We start from the raw sequence: 20,981 nt of genomic DNA on the forward strand, positions 1-20,981 counted from the left end.
CGCGCCTCTGCCCCCCATTCACCCGACGGAGTCAGCCGAAGGACAGTCGATCTTCCATTATCCCGACCTCACCGACACGGGGCTAATCCGTATCCGTCACGCCTTCGACGACAGCGATGACGTCGCTCACAAACCGCGCGAGTCCGTCGGCACCCAGTTCGGGCAGCATTCCCGGTACCAGGCCGTTGAGCACCACCGATACCAGTGCTTCCGCGGTGAGCGCCCCACCGGTGGTCGTGGCCATCGTCTCCAGGCGCTGCGCGAACTCGCCGAGTGTGACCTCCCGATCACCGTGCCGGAAGGCGACGGTGTCGGCTGCGGTGGTCGCAGCGGCGGCGACGAGGTCTGGCAGGTCCGCGATCGTGTGCGTCTTCCGCGGCCTGGCCGCCCGGGCCCGCTCCCCTTCGGTCCGGATGTCGATGGATCGCAACACGGTCTGCGGGTCCGAGGTCACGGTGTCGAGGATCAGCACGAACCGCTCACCGAAGGCCTCCACCGTGGCCTTGTCGAAGAGAGCCGTGGCGTAGGTGAACGTCACGTCCAGGCCCTGCAGCGATCCACTGGGCGAGAACTGCTCGACCACCGTGCACTGCAGATCGAACTTCGCCTGGTCCGCCCCCGTCTCCAGCGCCGACACGGCCAGCCCCGGAAGCTCGAAGGTGCCCGTGTCGATGTTCTGGAAGGTGAGCATCACCTGGAACAGCGGCGTGTACGCGCTGCTCCGCCGCACACCGAGGCGCTCGACGACACGCTCGAACGGCACGTCGGCGTTGCCGAACGCCGCGAGGTCCTTCTCCTTGGCCTGGGCGAGCAGATCCGCAAAGGTCGCGGAACCGGCCACCCGGGTCCGGAGCACGAGCGTGTTGACGAACATGCCTACCAGGTCGTCGAGGGCCTCTTCCCCGCGACCGGCGGTCGGGGTGCCGACGGCGATGTCCTCGGTGCCCGCCAACCGCGACAGCAGCACCGCGAAGGCGGCGTGCACGGTCATGAAGACGGTCGCATTGTGCTCCCGGGACGTCTTCTCCACCCGCTGGGCGAGTTCCTCACCGATGGTGAAGGTGATCGACTCCCCGAGGGTGGACTGGCGGGCCGGACGCGGCCGGTCGGTGGGCAGGGCCAGGACCTCCGGTGCGCCCGCCAGTTCCTGCTCCCAGTAGCCCAGCTGACGTGACAGCTCGCCGGCCGGGTCGTCCTCGGAGCCGAGGATGCTCTGCTGCCACAGCGTGTAGTCGGCGTACTGGACCTCGAGCGGCTGCCAGCCCGGTTCCTCGCCCTCGGCGCGCGCGACGTAGGCGATCATGACGTCCCGCACGAGCGGTCGGATCGAGTACCCGTCGGCGCTGATGTGGTGCGCGACGACGGCGAGCACGTGTTCGTCGGCCGCCACCCGGAACAGGGCGATCCGCACCGGCGGCGTCGAAGCGGTGACGTCGAAGCCCGTACCGAGCACTTCGGTGAGACGCTCGACGAGCTCGCCGGCCGTGACGTCGACGGGGGTCACGTCGGGCACCACCCGGGCGACCGGCAGCACGACCTGGACCGGTCCCTCCTCGGTGTCCGGGTAGATCGTCCGTAGCACCTCGTGCCGGGCGAACAGGTCGGCGATCGCCGACTGCAGGGCGTCGACGTCCAGGGCACCCGTCAGCCGCACGGCGACCGGGATGTTGTAGACACCCGACTCCGGATCGACCCGGTTGAGCGTCCACATGCGCTGTTGTGCCAGCGACAGCGGGATCCGGTCGGGCCGCGGCACCGCGGTGAGGGCAGGACGCGCCCCCTGTCCCACCGACGGCCGGATCCGTGCGGCGAGAGCGACGATCGTGGACGCCTCGAAGACGGTCCGGACCGGGATCCGGGTGTCGAGTGCGGCACCGAGCCGGGCGGTGAGCTGCGTAGCGAGCAGCGAGTTGCCGCCGAGTTCGAAGAAGTCGTCGTCGAGTCCGACGCGTTCGACTCCGAGCAGTTCGGCGACGGTCGCCGCCACGATCTCCTCGACCGGATCGGTCGGGGCACGGAAGGTGCCCGCATCGAGTTCGGGATCGGGCAACGCACGCCGATCGAGCTTGCCGTTGGTGTTCAGCGGCAGCGCCCCGAGTTCGACGAAGGCCGAGGGCACCATGTACGACGGCAACCGGTCCGCGAGCGCCGCCCGTGTCGCAGCCGCATCGAAGGACGCGTCCTCCTCCGGCACGACGTAGGCGACGAGACGGTCGCCGAGGTGCGCGGTGGTGCGCACGAGGACGGCCACGTCCCGGACTCCCGGCAGCTCACGCAGGACGGTCTCGATCTCACCGAGTTCGATGCGGTAACCGCGCACCTTGACCTGGAAGTCGGCCCGGTCGAGGTATTCGAGCCGGCCGGCCCGGTTCCATCGGACGATGTCGCCGGTGCGGTACATGCGCCCGCCGCCGAAGGGATCGGCGACGAAGCGGTCGGCGGTGAGGTCCGGGCGGTCGTGGTAGCCGCGGGCGAGCTGGGCACCCGCGAGATAGAGCTCACCTGCGACCCCCGGCGGGACCGGCTGGAGCCGGTCGTCGAGGACGTGCACGCGGGTGTTCCACTCGGGCACACCGATCGGGACGACCGTCCGGTCCGCATCACCGACCTCGTGGACGGTGACCGAGACGGCCGCCTCGGTCGGGCCGTAGAGGTTGTACAGCGTCGCGGTGTTCGCCGTGCGGAACTGCTGGGCCACCGCGGCCGGGAGGGCCTCACCGATCGCGAGGATCCGTCGCAGCGACGGCGCCACCTCTCCGGCCGCGACCGTCATCAGCATCGACAGCATGGACGGCACGGTGTGCAGGGTGGTGACCTGCTGTTCGCGCAGGAGCTGCAGCAGGTAGTCGGGGTCGCGGTGCCCGTCGGCGGTCGCGATCACGATCCGCCCGCCGCTGGTGAGGGCCGACCAGAACTCCCAGACCGACAGGTCGAACGTCGCGACGGTCTTGAGAAGCACCGCGTCGTCCGGACCGAGACCGAAGTGGTCCCGCTTCCACAGGAGCTGGTTGACGATCGCGGAGTGCGGCACCGCGACGCCCTTCGGCCGGCCGGTGGAGCCCGACGTGAAGATCACGTAGGCGGTGTTCCGCGGCCGGAGCGGGACGACCCGTTCGGCATCGGTCACCGGACCGTCGGCGACGTCCGTGAGGTCGAGGCCGTCGATCTCGATCACCGGTACCGTGCCGTACTCGACGCGGTCGGTGCTCGTGGTCACGATCGCAGCGGGGGCGGCCGTGTCGAGGATGTAGGAGTTGCGTTCCGACGGCTGATCCGGGTCGACGGGCACGTAGGCCGCGCCGCTCTTGGCGATCGCGTACATGCCCACGAGCAGCTCCGGCGAACGGCGGATCACCAGCGCCACCCGGTCCTCGGGACCGACCCCGAGCCCGACGAGGTGCCGGGCGAGGCGGTTGACCTCGGCATCGAACTCGCCGTACGTCCACTGCCGGCCCTCGTACACGAGCGCGACGGTGTCACGGTGCGCGGCCACCTGCTCGTCGAACAGGTCGACGAGGGTAACCGGCCGTCCGGTGTCGTGTGCGGTGTCGTTCCAGGCGGTGAGCACCTCGCGGCGCTCGGTGGGCAGCAACAGGGCGTGGTCGCCCACCGGCGCCGTCGGTGCCTCGACGAAGGCAGCGAGCAGCTGCTCGAAGCGCGCGGCGACCCCCTCTGCGGTCGCGCGGTCGAACAGGTCGGTCGCGTAGGTCAGGATCGCGTCGATGCCCTCCGGCGTGCCGTCCTCGCCGTAACGGTCCGTGACGATCAGGTGCAGGTCGAACTGCGACGTGCCGCCCTCGAGATCGATGGGTTCGATACCGAGACCGGGCAGTTCGAGTTCGGCACGGCCCTGGTTCTGGAACGAGAATCCGACCTGGAACAAGGGGTGCCGGGCGGTGGAGCGGGCCGGGTTGAGGACCTCGACGAGCCGTTCGAACGGCACGTCGGCGTTCGCGAAGGCCTGCAGGTCGTTCTCCCGTGCCGCGGAGAGCAGCTCGGCGAAGGACGCATCTCCCTCGACCTGCAACCGCAACACGAGGGTGTTGACGAACATGCCGATGATGTCCTCGGTGGCACGCTCGGCCCGGCCGGCGATGGGCGTTCCCACCGCGATGTCCGACGACCCGGAGATCCGGGCGAGCAGCGCCGCGAAGGCGGCGTGGACCGCCATGAACACCGTGGCGTTCCGGGTCCGCGCCAGATCGCGCAGTCCCGCATGCAGCTCGGCGCCGATCGTGAACTCGATCCGGTCACCACGGAAGCTCTGCTGCGCGGGCCGCGGGTGGTCGAGAGGTAGATCGAGCTGGTCGGGCAGATCCGCGAGATTCTCCCGCCAGAAGGCGAGCTGCCGGGACACCGTCGAGTCCGGATCGTCCTCCGCGCCGAGCACCTCGCGCTGCCACAACGCGAAGTCGGCGTACTGCACCTCGAGCGGAGCCCAGACCGGTTCGCTGCCGGCCGAGCGGGACGCGTACGCCGTCATGACGTCGCGCACCAGCGGCAGCATCGACGAGCCGTCCGCACTGATGTGCTGGACCACGACGACGAAGATGTGCTCGTCCTCGGCCACCCGCAGCAGGTGCATGCGCACCGGGACGTCCTTCGTGACGTCGAAGCCGGCCGAGACGATCTCGTGCATACGCGCGTCGAGGTCCCCTGCGGCGACGTCCTCCGGTTCGAGACCAGGCCGCACGCGGGCGGCCGGCAGGACACGCTGGACCGGACCGTCCGCGGTCTCGGGGTATACGGTGCGCAGCGTCTCGTGCCGTGCGACGAGGTCGCCGACGGCGGCGCGCAGCGCGTCGACGTCGAGCGCACCGGTCAGGCGCAGCGCGAACGGGATGTTGTAGGCCGTCGACTCGGGGTCGAAGCGGTTGAGGAACCACATGCGCTGCTGCGCCGGGGACAACGGAACCGATTCCGGGCGGGTCCGCGCGGCGAGCGGCACCCGCACTCCCCTACCGGATTCCTGCTCGACGCGTGTCGCGAGCTCGGCAACCGTGGAGACCTCGAACAGCGTCCGCACCGGCACCTGCGCGTCGAGAGCCGAACCGACCCGCGACACCACCTGCGTCGCCAGCAGCGAATTACCACCGAGCTCGAAGAAGTCGTCGTCCGCACCGACCCGCTCGACACCGAGCACCTCGGCGAACACACCCGCCACGATCTCCTCGACCGGCGTCGACGGCGCCCGGAACGCCCGCGTCTCGAACACCGGCGCAGGCAACGCCCGCCGATCCAACTTGCCGTTGACCGTCAACGGAATCGCATCGAGCACCACGAACGCCGACGGCACCATGTACTCCGGCAACACCACCGACACACCACTGCGCAACACCTCGACATCGATCGAGAGACCCTCGTGCGCAACCACATACGCCACGATCCGCGCGACACCCGGAGTGTCCTCACGCACCACCACCGCCGCAAGCGCAACCGCATCCTGCGCCAGCACCGCCGCCTCGACCTCACCGAGCTCGATCCGGAAACCACGGATCTTCACCTGATCATCGGCACGACCCAGATACTCCAGATCACCCGACACCGCCCACCGCGCAACGTCACCGGTGCGATACAACACACCCCCGTCACCCGAGAACGGATCCGCCACGAACCGCGACGCCGACAACCCCGGCCGACGCAGATAACCCCGCGCCAGCTGGCCACCACCGACGTACATCTCCCCGGCCACCCCGACCGGAACCGGCCGCAACCGCCGATCGAGCACATACACCCGCAGCCCCGCGATCGGCACACCCACCACACTCGCCGCACCCCGGGCCAGCTCCGCACCGACCTCCCGGTACGACACGTGCACCGTCGTCTCGGTGATGCCGTACATGTTCACCAACCGCGGCGCCGTATCCCCGTGCCGCTCGAACCAACCCGCCAACCGGCGCGGTTCGAGCGCCTCACCACCGAAGATCACGTACCGCAACGACAACCGCGCATCGTCCGCAGCGACCCGATCGGCCTCGGCCAGCTGATAGAACGCCGACGGCGTCTGATTCAGCACCGTCACCCGCTCACGGATCAACAACTCCCGGAACGCCTCCGGCGACCGCGACGTGAAGTAGTCCACTACCACCAGCGTGCCGCCGTACAACAGCGGACCCCACAACTCCCACACCGAGAAGTCGAACGCATACGAATGGAACATCGTCCACACGTCCGCCGGCCCGAAGCCGTACACCGACTCGGTGTTGACCATCAACCGCACCACATTCCGATGCGGAATCAACACACCCTTCGGACGGCCCGTCGAACCCGACGTGTAGATCACATACGCCAGATTCGCCGCCGTCAACGGCGCCCGCCTCTCGGCATCACTGATCGGCGTGTCTGCCACCTCGGACAACTCGAGCCGATCCAACTCGATCACCGGCACCGAAGCGGGGAACGACACCTCGACCCCAGAAGCGGTGAGCACGGCCACCGGCGTCGCATCCGACACCAGGAACTCGATCCGCTCCGCCGGCGAATTCGGATCGATCGGCAGATACCCCGCACCCGCCTCGAGCACCGCCAACAGAGCCACCACCAGATCCACCGACCGCGGCAACGCCACCGCCACCAGATCCTCCGGCCCCACACCCACACCGATCAGATGCCGAGCCAGACGATGCACCCGCGCCCCCAGCTCGCGATAGGACATCACGTCCCCACCGCACCGCACCGCGACCGCATCCCCACGCTCGGCGACCTGCCCCTCGAACAGATCCACCAACGTCACACCCGCAGGCGCAACATCGTCACCCAGCGAATTCCACCGCGAAACGACGAGCTCCCGCTCGAAATCGTCGATGATCTCGATGTCGCCGACGACGGCCGCGGGATCGTCCACCACGGCGCGCAGGATGCGCTGCAACTGCTCCGCGAACGCTGCGACGCGCAGATCGTCGAACAGGTCGGTCGCATAGGTGACGGCGAAGTCCATGCCGGCCGAGGTGCCGTCCTCGCCGGTCCTCTCGGCGAAGGTGAACTGCAGGTCGAACTTCGCGGTGGGCGCCTCGTAGTCGACCGCCCGCGCCGTGACCCTGTCGAACTCGAATTCGACAGCACCGGTGTTCTGGAAGGTCAGCGCCACCTGGAACAGCGGGTGCCGCGCCTGCGACCGCTCCGGATCGAGGATCTCCACCAGACGCTCGAACGGCACGTCCGCGTTCGCGAAGGCGTCGAGGTCGACCTCGCGCACCTGCGCGAGCAGGTTCCGGAAGGGTTCGTCGTTGCGCACACCGACGCGCAGCACGAGGGTGTTGACGAACATGCCCACCAGGTCGTCGAGTGCGGCGGCACCGCGTCCGGCGATAGGCGTGCCGATCGCGATGTCCTCGCTGTCGGACAGGCGCGCCAGCAGCACCGACAGAGCCGCGTGCACGACCATGAACAGTGACGTGTTCTGTTCCCGTGCAAGCTTTTCCAGATCGGAGTGCAGGCCGGAGTCGATCCGGAAGCGGCTGGTGCGTCCCAGATTGGACGCGACCTCGGGTCGCGTCCGGTCGGAGGGCAGGTCGAGCTGCTCGGGCAGATCCGCCAGCTGCCGGGTCCAGTACTCGGTCTGCCGGGACAGCACCGACTCCGGATCGTCCTCCGAGCCGAGCACCTCGCGCTGCCACAGCGTGTAATCGGCGTACTGCACCTCGAGCGGAGTCCAGGCCGGCACGTCGCCACGGGACCGGGCCGCGTAGGCCACCATGATGTCGCGCGCGAGCGGACGCAGGGAGAAACCGTCTGCGGAAATGTGGTGCACCACGAGGAAGAGCACATGGTCGTCGGGACCGAGAGCGAACAGCACCACCCGCAGCGGAACCTCGGCGGTGACGTCGAAACCTTCCGCGGTGAACCGCTCGGCCCGTTCGAACAGGGCGCTCTCGTCGATCTGTTCGACCGGCAACACCACGTCACGAGGCGGCAGGATCTCCTGCCGGCCGACCCCGTCGACGTCCGGGTACACGGTGCGCAGCGTCTCGTGCCGTGCGACGACGTCGCTCAGAGCCACCCGGAGGGCGTCGACGTCGAGCGCTCCGGTCAACCGCACCCCGACGGGAATGTTGTTCGCCGCCGAGTCGGGGTCGAACCGGTTGAGGAACCACATCCGCTGCTGCGCCAACGACAGCGGAACACGCTCGGGGCGCGGCATTCTCGTCAACGGCATCCGGGCACCGCGGCCGGCCTCCTGCTCGGCCAGCGTCGCCAGCGACGCGACCGTCGAGGCCTCGAACAGTGCCCGCACGGGTACCTGCGCGTCGAGCGCGGCACCGAGCCGGGAGACCACCTGGGTGGCCAGCAACGAGTTGCCGCCGAGCTCGAAGAAGTCGTCGTCCGCGCCGACCCGCTCGACACCGAGCACGTCGGCGAAGATTCCCGCCACGATCTCCTCGATCGGCGTGGACGGTGCCCGGAAACGCCGTGTTTCGAACACCGGAGCGGGCAGCGCCCGCCGGTCCAGCTTGCCGTTGACCGTCAACGGGATCGCGTCGATCTCCACGAACGCGGACGGAACCATGTACTCCGGCAGCATCGCGGAGACACCCTCGCGCAGCGTCTCGGGATCCACCGAGGCCCCGTCACGTGCGACGACGTACGCCACGATCCGCGGCACACCCGGGGTGTCCTCACGCACGACCACGGCGGCACGCGCAACCGCATCCTGTGCGAGCACCGCCGCTTCGACCTCACCGAGCTCGATCCGGAAGCCACGGACCTTCACCTGGTCGTCGACACGGCCGAGATATTCGAGCTCGCCGGGCACGGACCAGCGGGCCAGGTCGCCCGTGCGGTACATCCGGGAACCACTACCCCCGAACGGATTCGGCACGAAACGAGACGCCGTCAACACCGGACGACGATGATACCCCCGCGCCAGCACATCACCGGCCAGATACAGCTCACCCGCCACACCCGCCGGCACCGGCCGCAACCGACCGTCCAGAACCAACGCCTGCACCCCGGCCACCGGACCACCGATCGTGATCGGCCCACCGACCTCGAGACGACCACGCGTCGAGACGATCGTCGTCTCCGTCGGACCGTAAGCATTGAAGAACCGCCGACCCGGAGCCCACCGCGCCACCAGATCCGCCGTCGACACATCACCACCGACATTGAGAGTCCGCAACGAATCCAGCCCCGCCGGATCCACCGACCCCAGCACCGCCGGCGTGATCACCGCATGCGTGACCCCGGTGCGCTCGATCAACTCACGCAACTCCGCACCGCCGTAGACCGTCGGCGGCGTCACCACCAACTCGGCACCCGTCGAACCGGCCATCGTCCAGTCCAGCACCGACGGATCGAAACTCGGCGAACAGACATGCAGGATCCGCGACTGCTCCGACACCCCGTAGAGCTCCACGCTCTCGCGCACCAACCCGGCCAGACCCCGATGGGTCACCGCCACACCCTTCGGCCGACCCGTCGAACCCGAGGTGTAGATGACATAGGCCAGATGATCGATCCGCAACGGCGACAACCGATCCGCATCCGTCACCGGCGCATCCGACTGCCCCGCACACGCAGACACGAAATCCGCATCCTCGAGGCGGATCCAGTCCACCGACTGCGGCAGACCCGCACCGTAACGCTCGCTCGTCAACCCCACCACAGCCGACGAATCGTCGAGCATGTGCAGCACACGATCGGCCGGATACTCCGGATCGACCGGCACATAGGCCGCACCCGTCTTCGCGACCGCCCACACCGCGAGCACCATCTCCCACGACCGCGGGAACGACAACGCCACGATCCGATCCGGACCCGCACCACGCCCGATCAGATACCGCGCGATCCGGCTCGACCAACGATCGAGCTCGTCGTAACTCAGCACCGTCGAACCGTCCCGCACAGCCACCCGCTCCGGATGCCTCACCGCACCAGCGGTCAGCAACTCCACCAGAGTGCAGGGCTGTCCCGGCTCCGGACCGACAACCTTCAGCAGCCGGCCCGTTTCGTCCTCCGACAGAATCGGCAGGTCGCCGATCCGGATCGATGCATCGGCGACGATCCCGCGGAGGATCCGCACGAACCGCTCCGCGAACACCGCCACCGTCTCCGCGTCGAACAGATCCGTGGCGTACTCGAACCGGGCGTCGAGACCGGCCGGCTCCCCGTCGGGACCGGTCTTCTCCGCCACTCCCAGCTGGATGTCGAACTTCGAGATCGGCATGTCGATCTCGTCGCCGACCGCGGTGACATCCGCGAACGACACCTGACGCACCGTCGCCGGTTCCAACGCCAGCGCGGCCTGGAACAACGGATGACGCGACGTCGACCGCGCCGGATTGATCACCTCGACGAGCCGCTCGAACGGCACATCCGCATGGGAGAACGCCCGCAGATCCGTCTCACGCACCGCATCGAGGAACCCCTCGAACGACACACCCGAATCGACCCGGGTACGCAACACCAACGTGTTGACGAACATACCGATCAGATCGTCGAGCGCCTTCTCCCCACGCCCCGCCACCGCCGTACCCACCGCGATGTCGTCCGAACCACTCAACCGCGACAACAACACCGCATAGGCCGCGTGCACGACCATGAACAACGACGCCTGACGCCCACGCGCCAGATCCACCAGACCACGATGGATCCCGGCATCGATCTCGAACCGGTACTTACCACCCTCGAAACTCGACACCGCCGGACGCAACCGATCCGCCGGCAGATCCAACTGATCCGGCAACCCGTCCAGCTCGTTCACCCAGAACGAAACCTGCTTCGCAGCAAGAGAATCCGAATCGTCCTCACGACCCAGCAACGTCCGCTGCCAGATCGCGTAGTCCGCGTACTGCACCTCGAGGGGTGTCCACCCCGGCTCCAGGCCCTCCACCCGCGCCGAGTACGCCGTCACCACGTCCCGGGCGAACGGACCGAACGACGATCCGTCCGCAGCGATGTGGTGCAACACGATCGCCAGCACGTAACTGTCCGGAGCCAGCCGGTACAGCGCCGCCCGGAACGGGGTGTCACACGTCACGTCGAACCCGCGGCCCGCGAGATCCAGCACCGCGGAGCGCAGTTCGCTCTCCTGGAGATCCACCGGGACCAGCGGTACCACCGCCTGCTCCACGGGCAGAACCACCTGCTGCGGCTCACCGTCGATCTCCGGGTACACCGTCCGCAACGTCTCGTGGCGCGCCACCACATCGGCGAACGCGTCCGACACCGCCACCGGATCCACCGGGCCGGTCAGCCGCACGGTGAACGGCAGGTTGTAGGCAGCGGTTCCCGCATCGAAACGGTTCAGGAACCACATCCGCTGCTGCGCCATCGACAACGGCACCCGGTCCGGACGGGGCCGGACGGCCACCAGCGGTAGGCGCGCAACCGCCGACGCATCCGACTCGACGACGGCGGCCAACCTCTCGACGGTGGACGCCTCGAAGAGCGTGCGTACCCCCACACGGCGGCCGAGGGCTTCTCCGATACGAGCGACCACCTGGGTGGCGACGAGCGAGTTGCCGCCGAGCTCGAAGAAGTCGTCGTCCAGACCCACCCGGTCCAGGCCGAGCACGTCGGCGAACACCGACGCGACGATCTCCTCCACCGGGTTCGTCGGGGCACGGAACTCCTTGGACTCGAACACCGGCGCAGGCAGGGCCTTGCGGTCGAGCTTGCCCGTGGCGCCCAGCGGGAATGCTTCCAGGAGAACGTACGCCGTCGGAACCATGTAGGCGGGCAACGTGTTCGAGAGCCGAAGGGAGATCTCGGCAGGTTCCGGCGACCGTCCTGCGGCCGGCACGATGTAACCGACCAGGTGCTCACCGAAGCGGGCATCCGCGTAGAGCGACACGACCGCCTGCTCTACGTCGTCCAGCGCGAGGAGCGCTGCCTCGATCTCGCCGAGCTCGATCCGCAGACCGCGCAGCTTGACCTGGAAGTCGGTGCGTCCGAGATACTCGAGTTCGGCCGCCTTCCCGGAGGGATCCGGGATCCAGCGCACGAGATCACCTGTGCGATACATGGTTCCGCCGGGCGCACCGAACGGATCGGCGACGAAACGTTCAGCGCTGAGACCGGCCTGACCCGTGTACCCCCGTGCAATCTGGGCACCGGCGAGGTACAGCTCACCCGCAACACCGACCGGTACCGGGTGCAGACGCCGGTCGAGCACGTACGCACGCGCGTTCCACACGGGTGTACCCATGGGCACACTCGCCCCGGAAGCGTCCGCGACCTGTCGCGCTGTCGCGTGCACAGTGAACTCGGTCGGGCCGTACAGGTTGTGCACCTCGGCCCGGCTGATGCGCGAGAACGCCGCCACGGTGGCGGTGGGCAGTGCCTCACCTGCGGCGAGGACGAGACGCAGCGATTCGCAGTGCTCCGCCGACACCTCTGCGGCGAAGGCCGCCAGCATCGACGGCACGAAGGACACCGCGGTGACCGCGTGCTCGGCGATCACCCGTTCCAGGTAGAGGGGATCGCGATGACCGTCCGGCGCCGCCACGACCAGCCGCCCACCGGCGGCGAGAGTGCCGAACAGTTCCCACAGCGACACGTCGAAGGTGGCCGGTGTCTTGAACAGGACCACATCGGAGGGGCCGAGACCGTATCGGTCGATCAGCCAGGTGATCTGGTTGACGATCGCTGCATGGCTCACTGCCACGCCCTTCGGCCGTCCCGTCGAACCGGACGTGAAGATGACGTACGCGGTGTTCGCAGGCACCAGCGGTGCGATCCGATCGTCGTCCGTCACAGGGGCGGCCGAGTGACCGGACAGGTCGAGGGTGTCGATCGCGACGGTACGGATCGACGAGCTCTCGAAGGCGCCGGTCGTGGTCAGTACCACCACTGGTGCGGCCGTTTCGAGGATGTACTCGTTGCGTCCGGCAGGCTGGTCCGGATCGATGGGGACGTAGGCGCCACCGGCCTTGACCACGGCGTGGATCGCGACGACGAGTTCCGCCGAACGACGGATCGCCAATCCGACACCGGTTTCCGGGCCCACACCCTGCGAGATCAGGTACCGGGCGAGCCGGTTGACCTGCGCGTCGAACTCTGCGTACGTCCACTGCTGGTCCTCGGTGACCAACGCGACCGCATCCGGCGCGACCGCGACCCGCCGGTCGAGCAGATCTCCGAGGGTCGCCGACGCGACGGCATGCGCCGTGGCGTTCCGTTCCTCGAGCAGCGCCACACGTTCGTTCGCATCGAGGAGCTCGATGTCACCGACCGCCGTCTCCGGATCCCGGACCACGGTCTCGAGGATGCGGACGAACCGGTCCGCGAAGCTCTGCACCGTCGGGCGGTCGAACAGGTCGGTGGCGTAGGTGAACTCGGCCCGGAGACCACCGGGGTCGCCGTCCCGGGTGAACTCCTCCTTGAGCGTCAGCTGGAGATCGAATTTCGCCGTGGGATCGTCCAGTTCGATCAGCTCGAGGGTGAGTCCCCGAAGTTCCACGTGTTCGATCTGGATGTTCTCGAACGAGAGCATCACCTGGAACAGGGGATGTCGCGCGGTGGAACGCGCGGGATTCAGAACCTCGACGAGACGCTCGAACGGTACGTCCGCATGACCGAACGCACCCAGGGCCGCCTCCCGCGCCCGGGCGAGATGCCCGGTGAACGGCAGGCCGGGGTCGACCTCCGTTCGCAGCACGAGGGTGTTGACGAACATACCGATCAGGTCGTCCAGAGCCTGCTCACCGCGTCCGGCGACCGGCGTTCCGACAGCGATGTCGTCCTGGCCGGACAGTCGTGCGAGCAGCACACCGAGCGCGGCGTGCACGACCATGAACAGGGAGGCGTTGCGGGTGCGCCCCAGTTCGACGAGGTCGCGGTGCAGTTCGGAACTGATCGAGAAGTGCACGGTTGCACCGGAATAGGACTGGACCGCGGGGCGGGGACGATCGGTGGGCAGGTCGATCCGATCCGGCAGGCCGTCGAGGGTGCGACGCCAGTAGTCGAGCTGCCGCGAGATCAGGGAGGCCGGGTCGTCCTCCGAACCGAGCAGCTCGCGCTGCCACAGCGTGTAGTCGACGTACTGGACCGGCAACGGCGCCCACGCCGGCGCCTCCCATTCGGTCCGCGCCGCGTAGGCCATCATGATGTCGCGCGCCATGGGACCCGTGGACCATCCGTCCGCGGAGATGTGGTGCACGACCAGCGTGAGCACGTACTCCTCGGGACCGAGCTCGTACAGCGCGGCGCGGATGGGCACGTCCGTGGAGACGTCCATTCCGGAGGCTGCCAGACGATGGACCTCCGTGGGCAGTTCGTCCCGTTCGATCCGGATCGGGGTCAGGTTGGGAACGACCTCCGCGGCCAGGCGAACGACCTGCCGCGGCCCCTCGGGCGAATCCGGGAAGACGGTGCGCAGCGACTCGTGCCGGTCGATGACGTCCATCACGGAGACCTGGAGGGCCGCGATGTCGAGTGCGCCCGTCAGACGCAGTGCCATCGGAAGGTTGTAGATGGCCGAGTTCGGTTCGAAGCGGTTGAGGAACCACATCCGCTGCTGCGCCAACGACAGCGGAACACGCTCGGGGCGCGGCATTCTCGTCAAGGCGATCCGCGCACCGCGGCCGGCCTCCTGCTCGACACGTACCGCGAGCGCAGCCACCGTCGACGCTTCGAACAACACCCGCACGGGTACCTGCGCGTCGAGCGCGGCACCGAGCCGCGACACCACCTGGGTGGCCAGCAACGAATTACCACCGAGCTCGAAGAAATCGTCGTCGAGCCCCACCGGATGAACACCGAGAACATCGGAGAAGACCGTCGCCACCGTCTCCTCGATCGGAGTGCTCGGCGCCCGGAACTCACGATGACCGACCCCGAACTGCGGCTCCGGCAACGCCCGGCGATCCAACTTGCCCACCGGATTCAACGGGACCTCGTCGAGCACGACGATCTGCGCCGGCACCATGTACGACGGCAACGACCGCCCCACATGATCCGACAACTCCACCGCATCGACAGCCCCGTCCCCGTGCACATACGACACCAGAGCCGTCTGCCCCGACGGCATCTCGTGACCGATCGTGGCCGCGAACTTCACCGACGGATGCGTCAGCAACGCCGCATCGATCTCCCCCAGCTCGATCCGGTAACCACGGACCTTCACCTGGAAGTCGGAACGACCCGCGAACACCAACCGGTGCGCGTCGTCCCACCGCACGATGTCGCCCGTGCGGTACATCCGGGAACCACTACCCCCGAACGGATTCGGCACGAAACGAGACGCCGTCAACACCGGACGACGATGATACCCCCGCGCCAGCACATCACCGGCCAGATACAGCTCACCCGCCACACCCGCCGGCACCGGCCGCAACCGACCGTCCAGAACCAACGCCTGCACCCCGGCCACCGGACCACCGATCGTGATCGGCCCACCGACCTCGAGACGACCACGCGTCGAGACGATCGTCGTCTCCGTCGGACCGTAAGCATTGAAGAACCGCCGACCCGGAGCCCACCGCGCCACCAGATCCGCCGTCGACACATCACCACCGACATTGAGAGTCCGCAACGAATCCAGCCCCGCCGGATCCACCGACCCCAGCACCGCCGGCGTGATCACCGCATGCGTGACCCCGGTGCGCTCGATCAACTCACGCAACTCCGCACCGCCGTAGACCGTCGGCGGCGTCACCACCAACTCGGCACCCGTCGAACCGGCCATCGTCCAGTCCAGCACCGACGGATCGAAACTCGGCGAACAGACATGCAGGATCCGCGACTGCTCCGACACCCCGTAGAGCTCCACGCTCTCGCGCACCAACCCGGCCAGACCCCGATGGGTCACCGCCACACCCTTCGGCCGACCCGTCGAACCCGAGGTGTAGATGACATAGGCCAGATGATCGATCCGCAACGGCGACAACCGATCCGCATCCGTCACCGGCGCATCCGACTGCCCCGCACACGCAGACACGAAATCCGCATCCTCGAGGCGGATCCAGTCCACCGACTGCGGCAGACCCGCACCGTAACGCTCGCTCGTCAACCCCACCACAGCCGACGAATCGTCGAGCATGTGCAGCACACGATCGGCCGGATACTCCGGATCGACCGGCACATAGGCCGCACCCGTCTTCGCGACCGCCCACACCGCGAGCACCATCTCCCACGACCGCGGGAACGACAACGCCACGATCCGATCCGGACCCGCACCACGCCCGATCAGATACCGCGCGATCCGGCTCGACCAACGATCGAGCTCGTCGTAACTCAGCACCGTCGAACCGTCCCGCACAGCCACCCGCTCCGGATGCCTCACCGCACCAGCGGTCAGCAACTCCACCAGAGTGCAGGGCTGTCCCGGCTCCGGACCGACCGTCCCGAGCAACCGATCGACCTCGGTGGAGGACAGGATCGGAAGGTCCCCCACACACGTACCCGCATCAGCGACGACACCGTCGAGAAGCCGCACGAACCGCTCCGCGAACACCGCCACCGTCTCCGCGTCGAACAGATCCGTGGCGTACTCGAACCGGGCGTCGAGACCGGCCGGCTCCCCGTCGGGACCGGTCTTCTCGGACACGATCAGCTGGATGTCGAACTTCGAGATCGGCACGTCCAGCTCGGTGGCGACGGCCCGAACACCCGCGAACGACACGTCGCGGACAGTTGCGGGTTCGAGGGAGAGCGCGGCCTGGAACAACGGATGACGCGACGTCGACCGCGCCGGATTGATCACCTCGACGAGCCGCTCGAACGGCACATCCGCATGGGAGAACGCCCGCAGATCCGTCTCACGCACCGCATCGAGGAACCCCTCGAACGACACACCCGAATCGACCCGGGTACGCAACACCAACGTGTTGACGAACATACCGATCAGATCGTCGAGCGCCTTCTCCCCACGCCCCGCCACCGCCGTACCCACCGCGATGTCGTCCGAACCACTCAACCGCGACAACAACACCGCATAGGCCGCGTGCACGACCATGAACAACGACGCCTGACGCCCACGCGCCAGATCCACCAGACCACGATGGATCCCGGCATCGATCTCGAACCGGTACTTACCACCCTCGAAACTCGACACCGCCGGACGCAACCGATCCGCCGGCAGATCCAACTGATCCGGCAACCCGTCCAGCTCGTTCACCCAGAACGAAACCTGCTTCGCAGCAAGAGAATCCGAATCGTCCTCACGACCCAGCAACGTCCGCTGCCAGATCGCGTAGTCCGCGTACTGCACCTCCGGCATCGGCCAGGCCGGTTCCCGCCCCTCCACACGCGCGGAATAGGCGGTGACGACGTCGCGGGCGAACGGACCGAAGGACGATCCGTCCGCAGCGATGTGGTGCAGGACCACGGCAAGGACGTAGACGTCGGACGCGAGCCGGTACAGGGCGACCCGGAACGGCAGCTCGTACGTCACGTCGAACCCGCGGCTGGCGAGATCCATGACGGACGAATGCAATTCGGACTCGTCGACATCGACGGGTTCGAGCGGAGACACCGCCTGATCCGCCGGCAGGACCACCTGCTGCGGCTCACCGTCGATCTCCGGGTACACCGTCCGCAACGTCTCGTGGCGCGCCACCACATCGGCGAACGCGTCCGACACCGCCACCGGATCCACCGGGCCGGTCAGCCGCACGGTGAACGGCAGGTTGTAGGCAGCGGTTCCCGCATCGAAACGGTTCAGGAACCACATCCGCTGCTGCGCCAGCGACAACGGGAGCACGTCCGGTCGCGGACCCGCGACGAGCGCGGGCCGCGCTCCCGATCCGATCTGCTTGGCGAGCCGCGCAGACAGTCCGACGACCGTGGACGACTCGAACAGTGCGCGCACCGGAACCCGGGTGTCCAGCGCCTCCCCGATCCGGGAGACCACCTGGGTGGCGACGAGGGAGTTGCCGCCGAGCTCGAAGAAGTCGTCGTCGAGACCCACCTTCTCGACGCCGAGCACCTCACCGAAGACCGCGGCGACGGCACGTTCGGCCGGGGTGCACGGCTCACGGAAGATACGGGTGCTGCTGAAGACCGGCTCGGGAAGGGCCTTGCGATCGAGCTTCCCGCTGGTGTTGAGCGGGAGGGCGTCGAGCACCATGAGGGACGCCGGGACCATGTACGACGGCAGGGACCGGCCGGCATGGTCGGCGAGGTCCGAGGTGTCGATCGTCCGGCCGGGAGCGGCCACGACGTACCCGACGAGCTGGTCACCGGTGGCGGTGGAGACGACGAGCACGACCGCCTGGGAGACGTCGGGATGAGCGAGGAGGACCGTTTCGATCTCCCCGAGCTCGATGCGCTGACCACGGAACTTCACCTGGAAGTCGGTCCGGCCGATGTATTCGAGACGGCCCGAACCATCGGCGGCGGTCTCCCAGCGCACCAGGTCACCGGTGCGGTACATGCGTTCGCCCGGTGCGCCGAAGGGATCGGCGAGGAAACGGTCGGAGGTCAGGTCGGGGCGGTCGAGATAGCCGCGTGCGAGCTGGACACCCGCGAGGTAGAGCTCGCCGGGACGGCCGACGGGGACGGGGCGCAGCCGGCGGTCGAGCACGTAGGCGCGGCTGTTCCACTGCGGGACACCGATCGGGACGGTCTGCACGTCGTCCGGTCCGGCACGGTGGTAGGTGATGGACACGGCCGCCTCTGTGGGGCCGTAGAGGTTGTGGAGCCCGGCCGAGCACAGGCGGGCGAAGTCCGCGGCGGTCTCGGCCGGCAGCGCCTCACCGATGACGAACACGTGCCGCAGCGAATCACAGCTGCCCTCAGGCGCATTCGCCACGAAGACCGTGAGCATCGAGGGCACGAAGTCGGTGATCGTGACCCGATGCTCGGCGATCCTGTTCGCGACGTAGACCGGATCGCGGTGCCCGTCCGGTGTGGCGATCACGAGAGTGGCGCCGACCCGCAGGGGCATGAAGAAGCCCCACAGGGAGACGTCGAAGGTCGTCGCGGTCTTCTGCAGGTACACGTCGGCGGACGTCAGACCGTACTGGTCGTTCATCCACTGGATCTGATTGTCGATGGCGACGTGGCTCACCGCCACGCCCTTGGGCCGGCCCGTCGACCCGGACGTGAAGATGACGTAGGCGGTGGTGTCCGGACGGACCGGTCCGCGGCGCTCCGCGTCGGTGATCGGACCTGTGTCGCGCCGTGTGTGATCGAAGGTGTCGATCTCCAGGACCGCCGGCCCCTCCGGCAGCGCCACCTCGTCGCGCGCCGTGGTGAGTACGACGACCGGCTTCGCCGTGTCGAGGATGTAGGCGGTGCGATCGGCCGGATGGTCGGGGTCGATCGGCACCCAGGCACCACCTGCCTCGACGATGGCGTACATGCCGACGACGAGTTCGAGCGAGCGGCGGACACACAGCCCGACGAGCGATTCGGGACCGACACCGAGATCGATCAGTTCGCGGGCGAGGGCGTTGACGCACGCCGCGAATTCGGCGTAGGTGAGCGACTCGCCCTCGAAGACCAGAGCGGTCGCATCAGGGGTCGACGCGACCTGGTCGCGGAAGGCGGCGAGCAGATCACGCGAGCGCACCGGATGATCCGTGCGATTCCACTCCGTGACCAGTCGTTCGAGCTCGGCGTCGTCGGCGAGGGAGATGTCCCAGACGGGCCGATCCGGATCCGAACCCACGAACCGTTCGAAGAACTCGACGAACCGCCGGTGGTTGTCCGCAGCCTGGCCGGGCCCGTAGAGATTGGGGTTCGACTCGAAGTCGATGTGGGTGTTGTCGCCACTGGAGTAGACGTTGACGCCGAGATCCTCGATCAGACCCGTGGAAAGGATGTTGATCCGTCCCACCATGTCCCCGAGGCGCACCTCGTTGTCGAACATCATGATGTTGATCCACGGCCCGAAGAAGGTGGACTGTGTCACCGTGTCGGCCGCGCGATCGCGGACGATGTCCTCGTGCCGGTACCGCTGGTGACGCAGAGCGCCCGACACCGCGGTTCCGGCCGCCGCCAGGAGGTCGCGCACCGTCGTGTCGTCGGCCACGGTCAGCCTGAGGGGCACCACGTTCGAGACCATGCTTCCGGAACGCCGGAGCAGGGCCGTCGTACGCGCGGCCACGGGGAGGCTGAGGACGACGTCGGTCTGTCCGGTCATCTGTGCGACGTAGGCGGCGAACGCTGCGATGACGGCCGTGGCCAGACTCGCGTTCTCCCGGGTCACCAGCTGCTCGATGCGCCGTTCGATCTCGTCCGAGAGTGCAGCACTGTCGATGCGGCTCACGGGTGCCGGTGCGGCGATACGGCCGGCGAGACTGGTCGGTTCCTCGATACCCCGGATCTGCTCCGCCCAGTACCTGCGGTCGTCCTCGAATCGCTTCGAGCTGCGGTACTCCATCTCGATGTCGTAGACCTTGCGCAGATCGGACGCACGGTTCGGAGTCGGGTCCACACCCTCGACCGCCGCGGTGTAGAGCTCCGCGATCCGGGTCATGAAGGTGGCGGCGGCGAACCCGTCGAGAGCGAGATGATGGACGCGGTTGTACCAGAAGAACCGGCGCTCTCCGATACGGAGAACGGTCGCGGAGATGAGCCGATCACCGAGTACGTCGACCGGACGGCTGCGATCGTCACGCATCCAGTCGAGAGCAGCCCGGCGAGGGTCCTCCTCCTCGCTCAGATCGACGAAGCCGAGAGGGGCGGGGAGGGTCGGGTCGACGAGCTGGTAGGGCTGCGCGTCCACCTCGATGAAGCGCAGGAAGCCCGACCCCATCTCCAGGGCTGCGCGGGCGCTGGATTCGCGGAGCAGGTCGAGATCGAGGTCACCCTCGAGTTCGACGTACTGCGCGATGTTCGCGGGCACCGTGGGGTCGACATGCTGGGCGAACCACATGCCCATCTGGGCTGGAGAGAGCGGGAAGGCGCCTTCCGGAACACCGCCTCGCATCGAGTTGTCGCCCTTGGAACCATCGCCGACACCCAGCGAGTTCAATCCCACGCCTCCCAAGTCCTCGTTCTTCCGGACGAGATCGTTGTCACCATCTCGCTCCCCCCGTGACCCCGACCCCCGCAACCACCGATTCCGAAGGATCCCGCACTCGTATGTATCC

The 20,981-nt window shown here is 67.9% G+C and carries 1 protein-coding gene; it reads right to left on the minus strand.

Annotated features, from left to right (window positions below; translation table 11 throughout):
• Window positions 1-82: 82 nt before the first annotated feature.
• The gene (locus OED52_RS15320; RefSeq protein ID WP_413247765.1) at window positions 83-20,863 is read right to left on the minus strand and encodes a non-ribosomal peptide synthase/polyketide synthase; all 20,781 of its coding nucleotides are present in this window, start codon (window positions 20,861-20,863) and stop codon (window positions 83-85) included.
• Between the last annotated feature and the right edge of the window lie 118 nt (window positions 20,864-20,981).

The sequence above is a fragment of the Rhodococcus sp. Z13 genome, assembly GCF_025837095.1.
Taxonomy (GTDB): Bacteria; Actinomycetota; Actinomycetes; order Mycobacteriales; family Mycobacteriaceae; genus Rhodococcus; species Rhodococcus sacchari.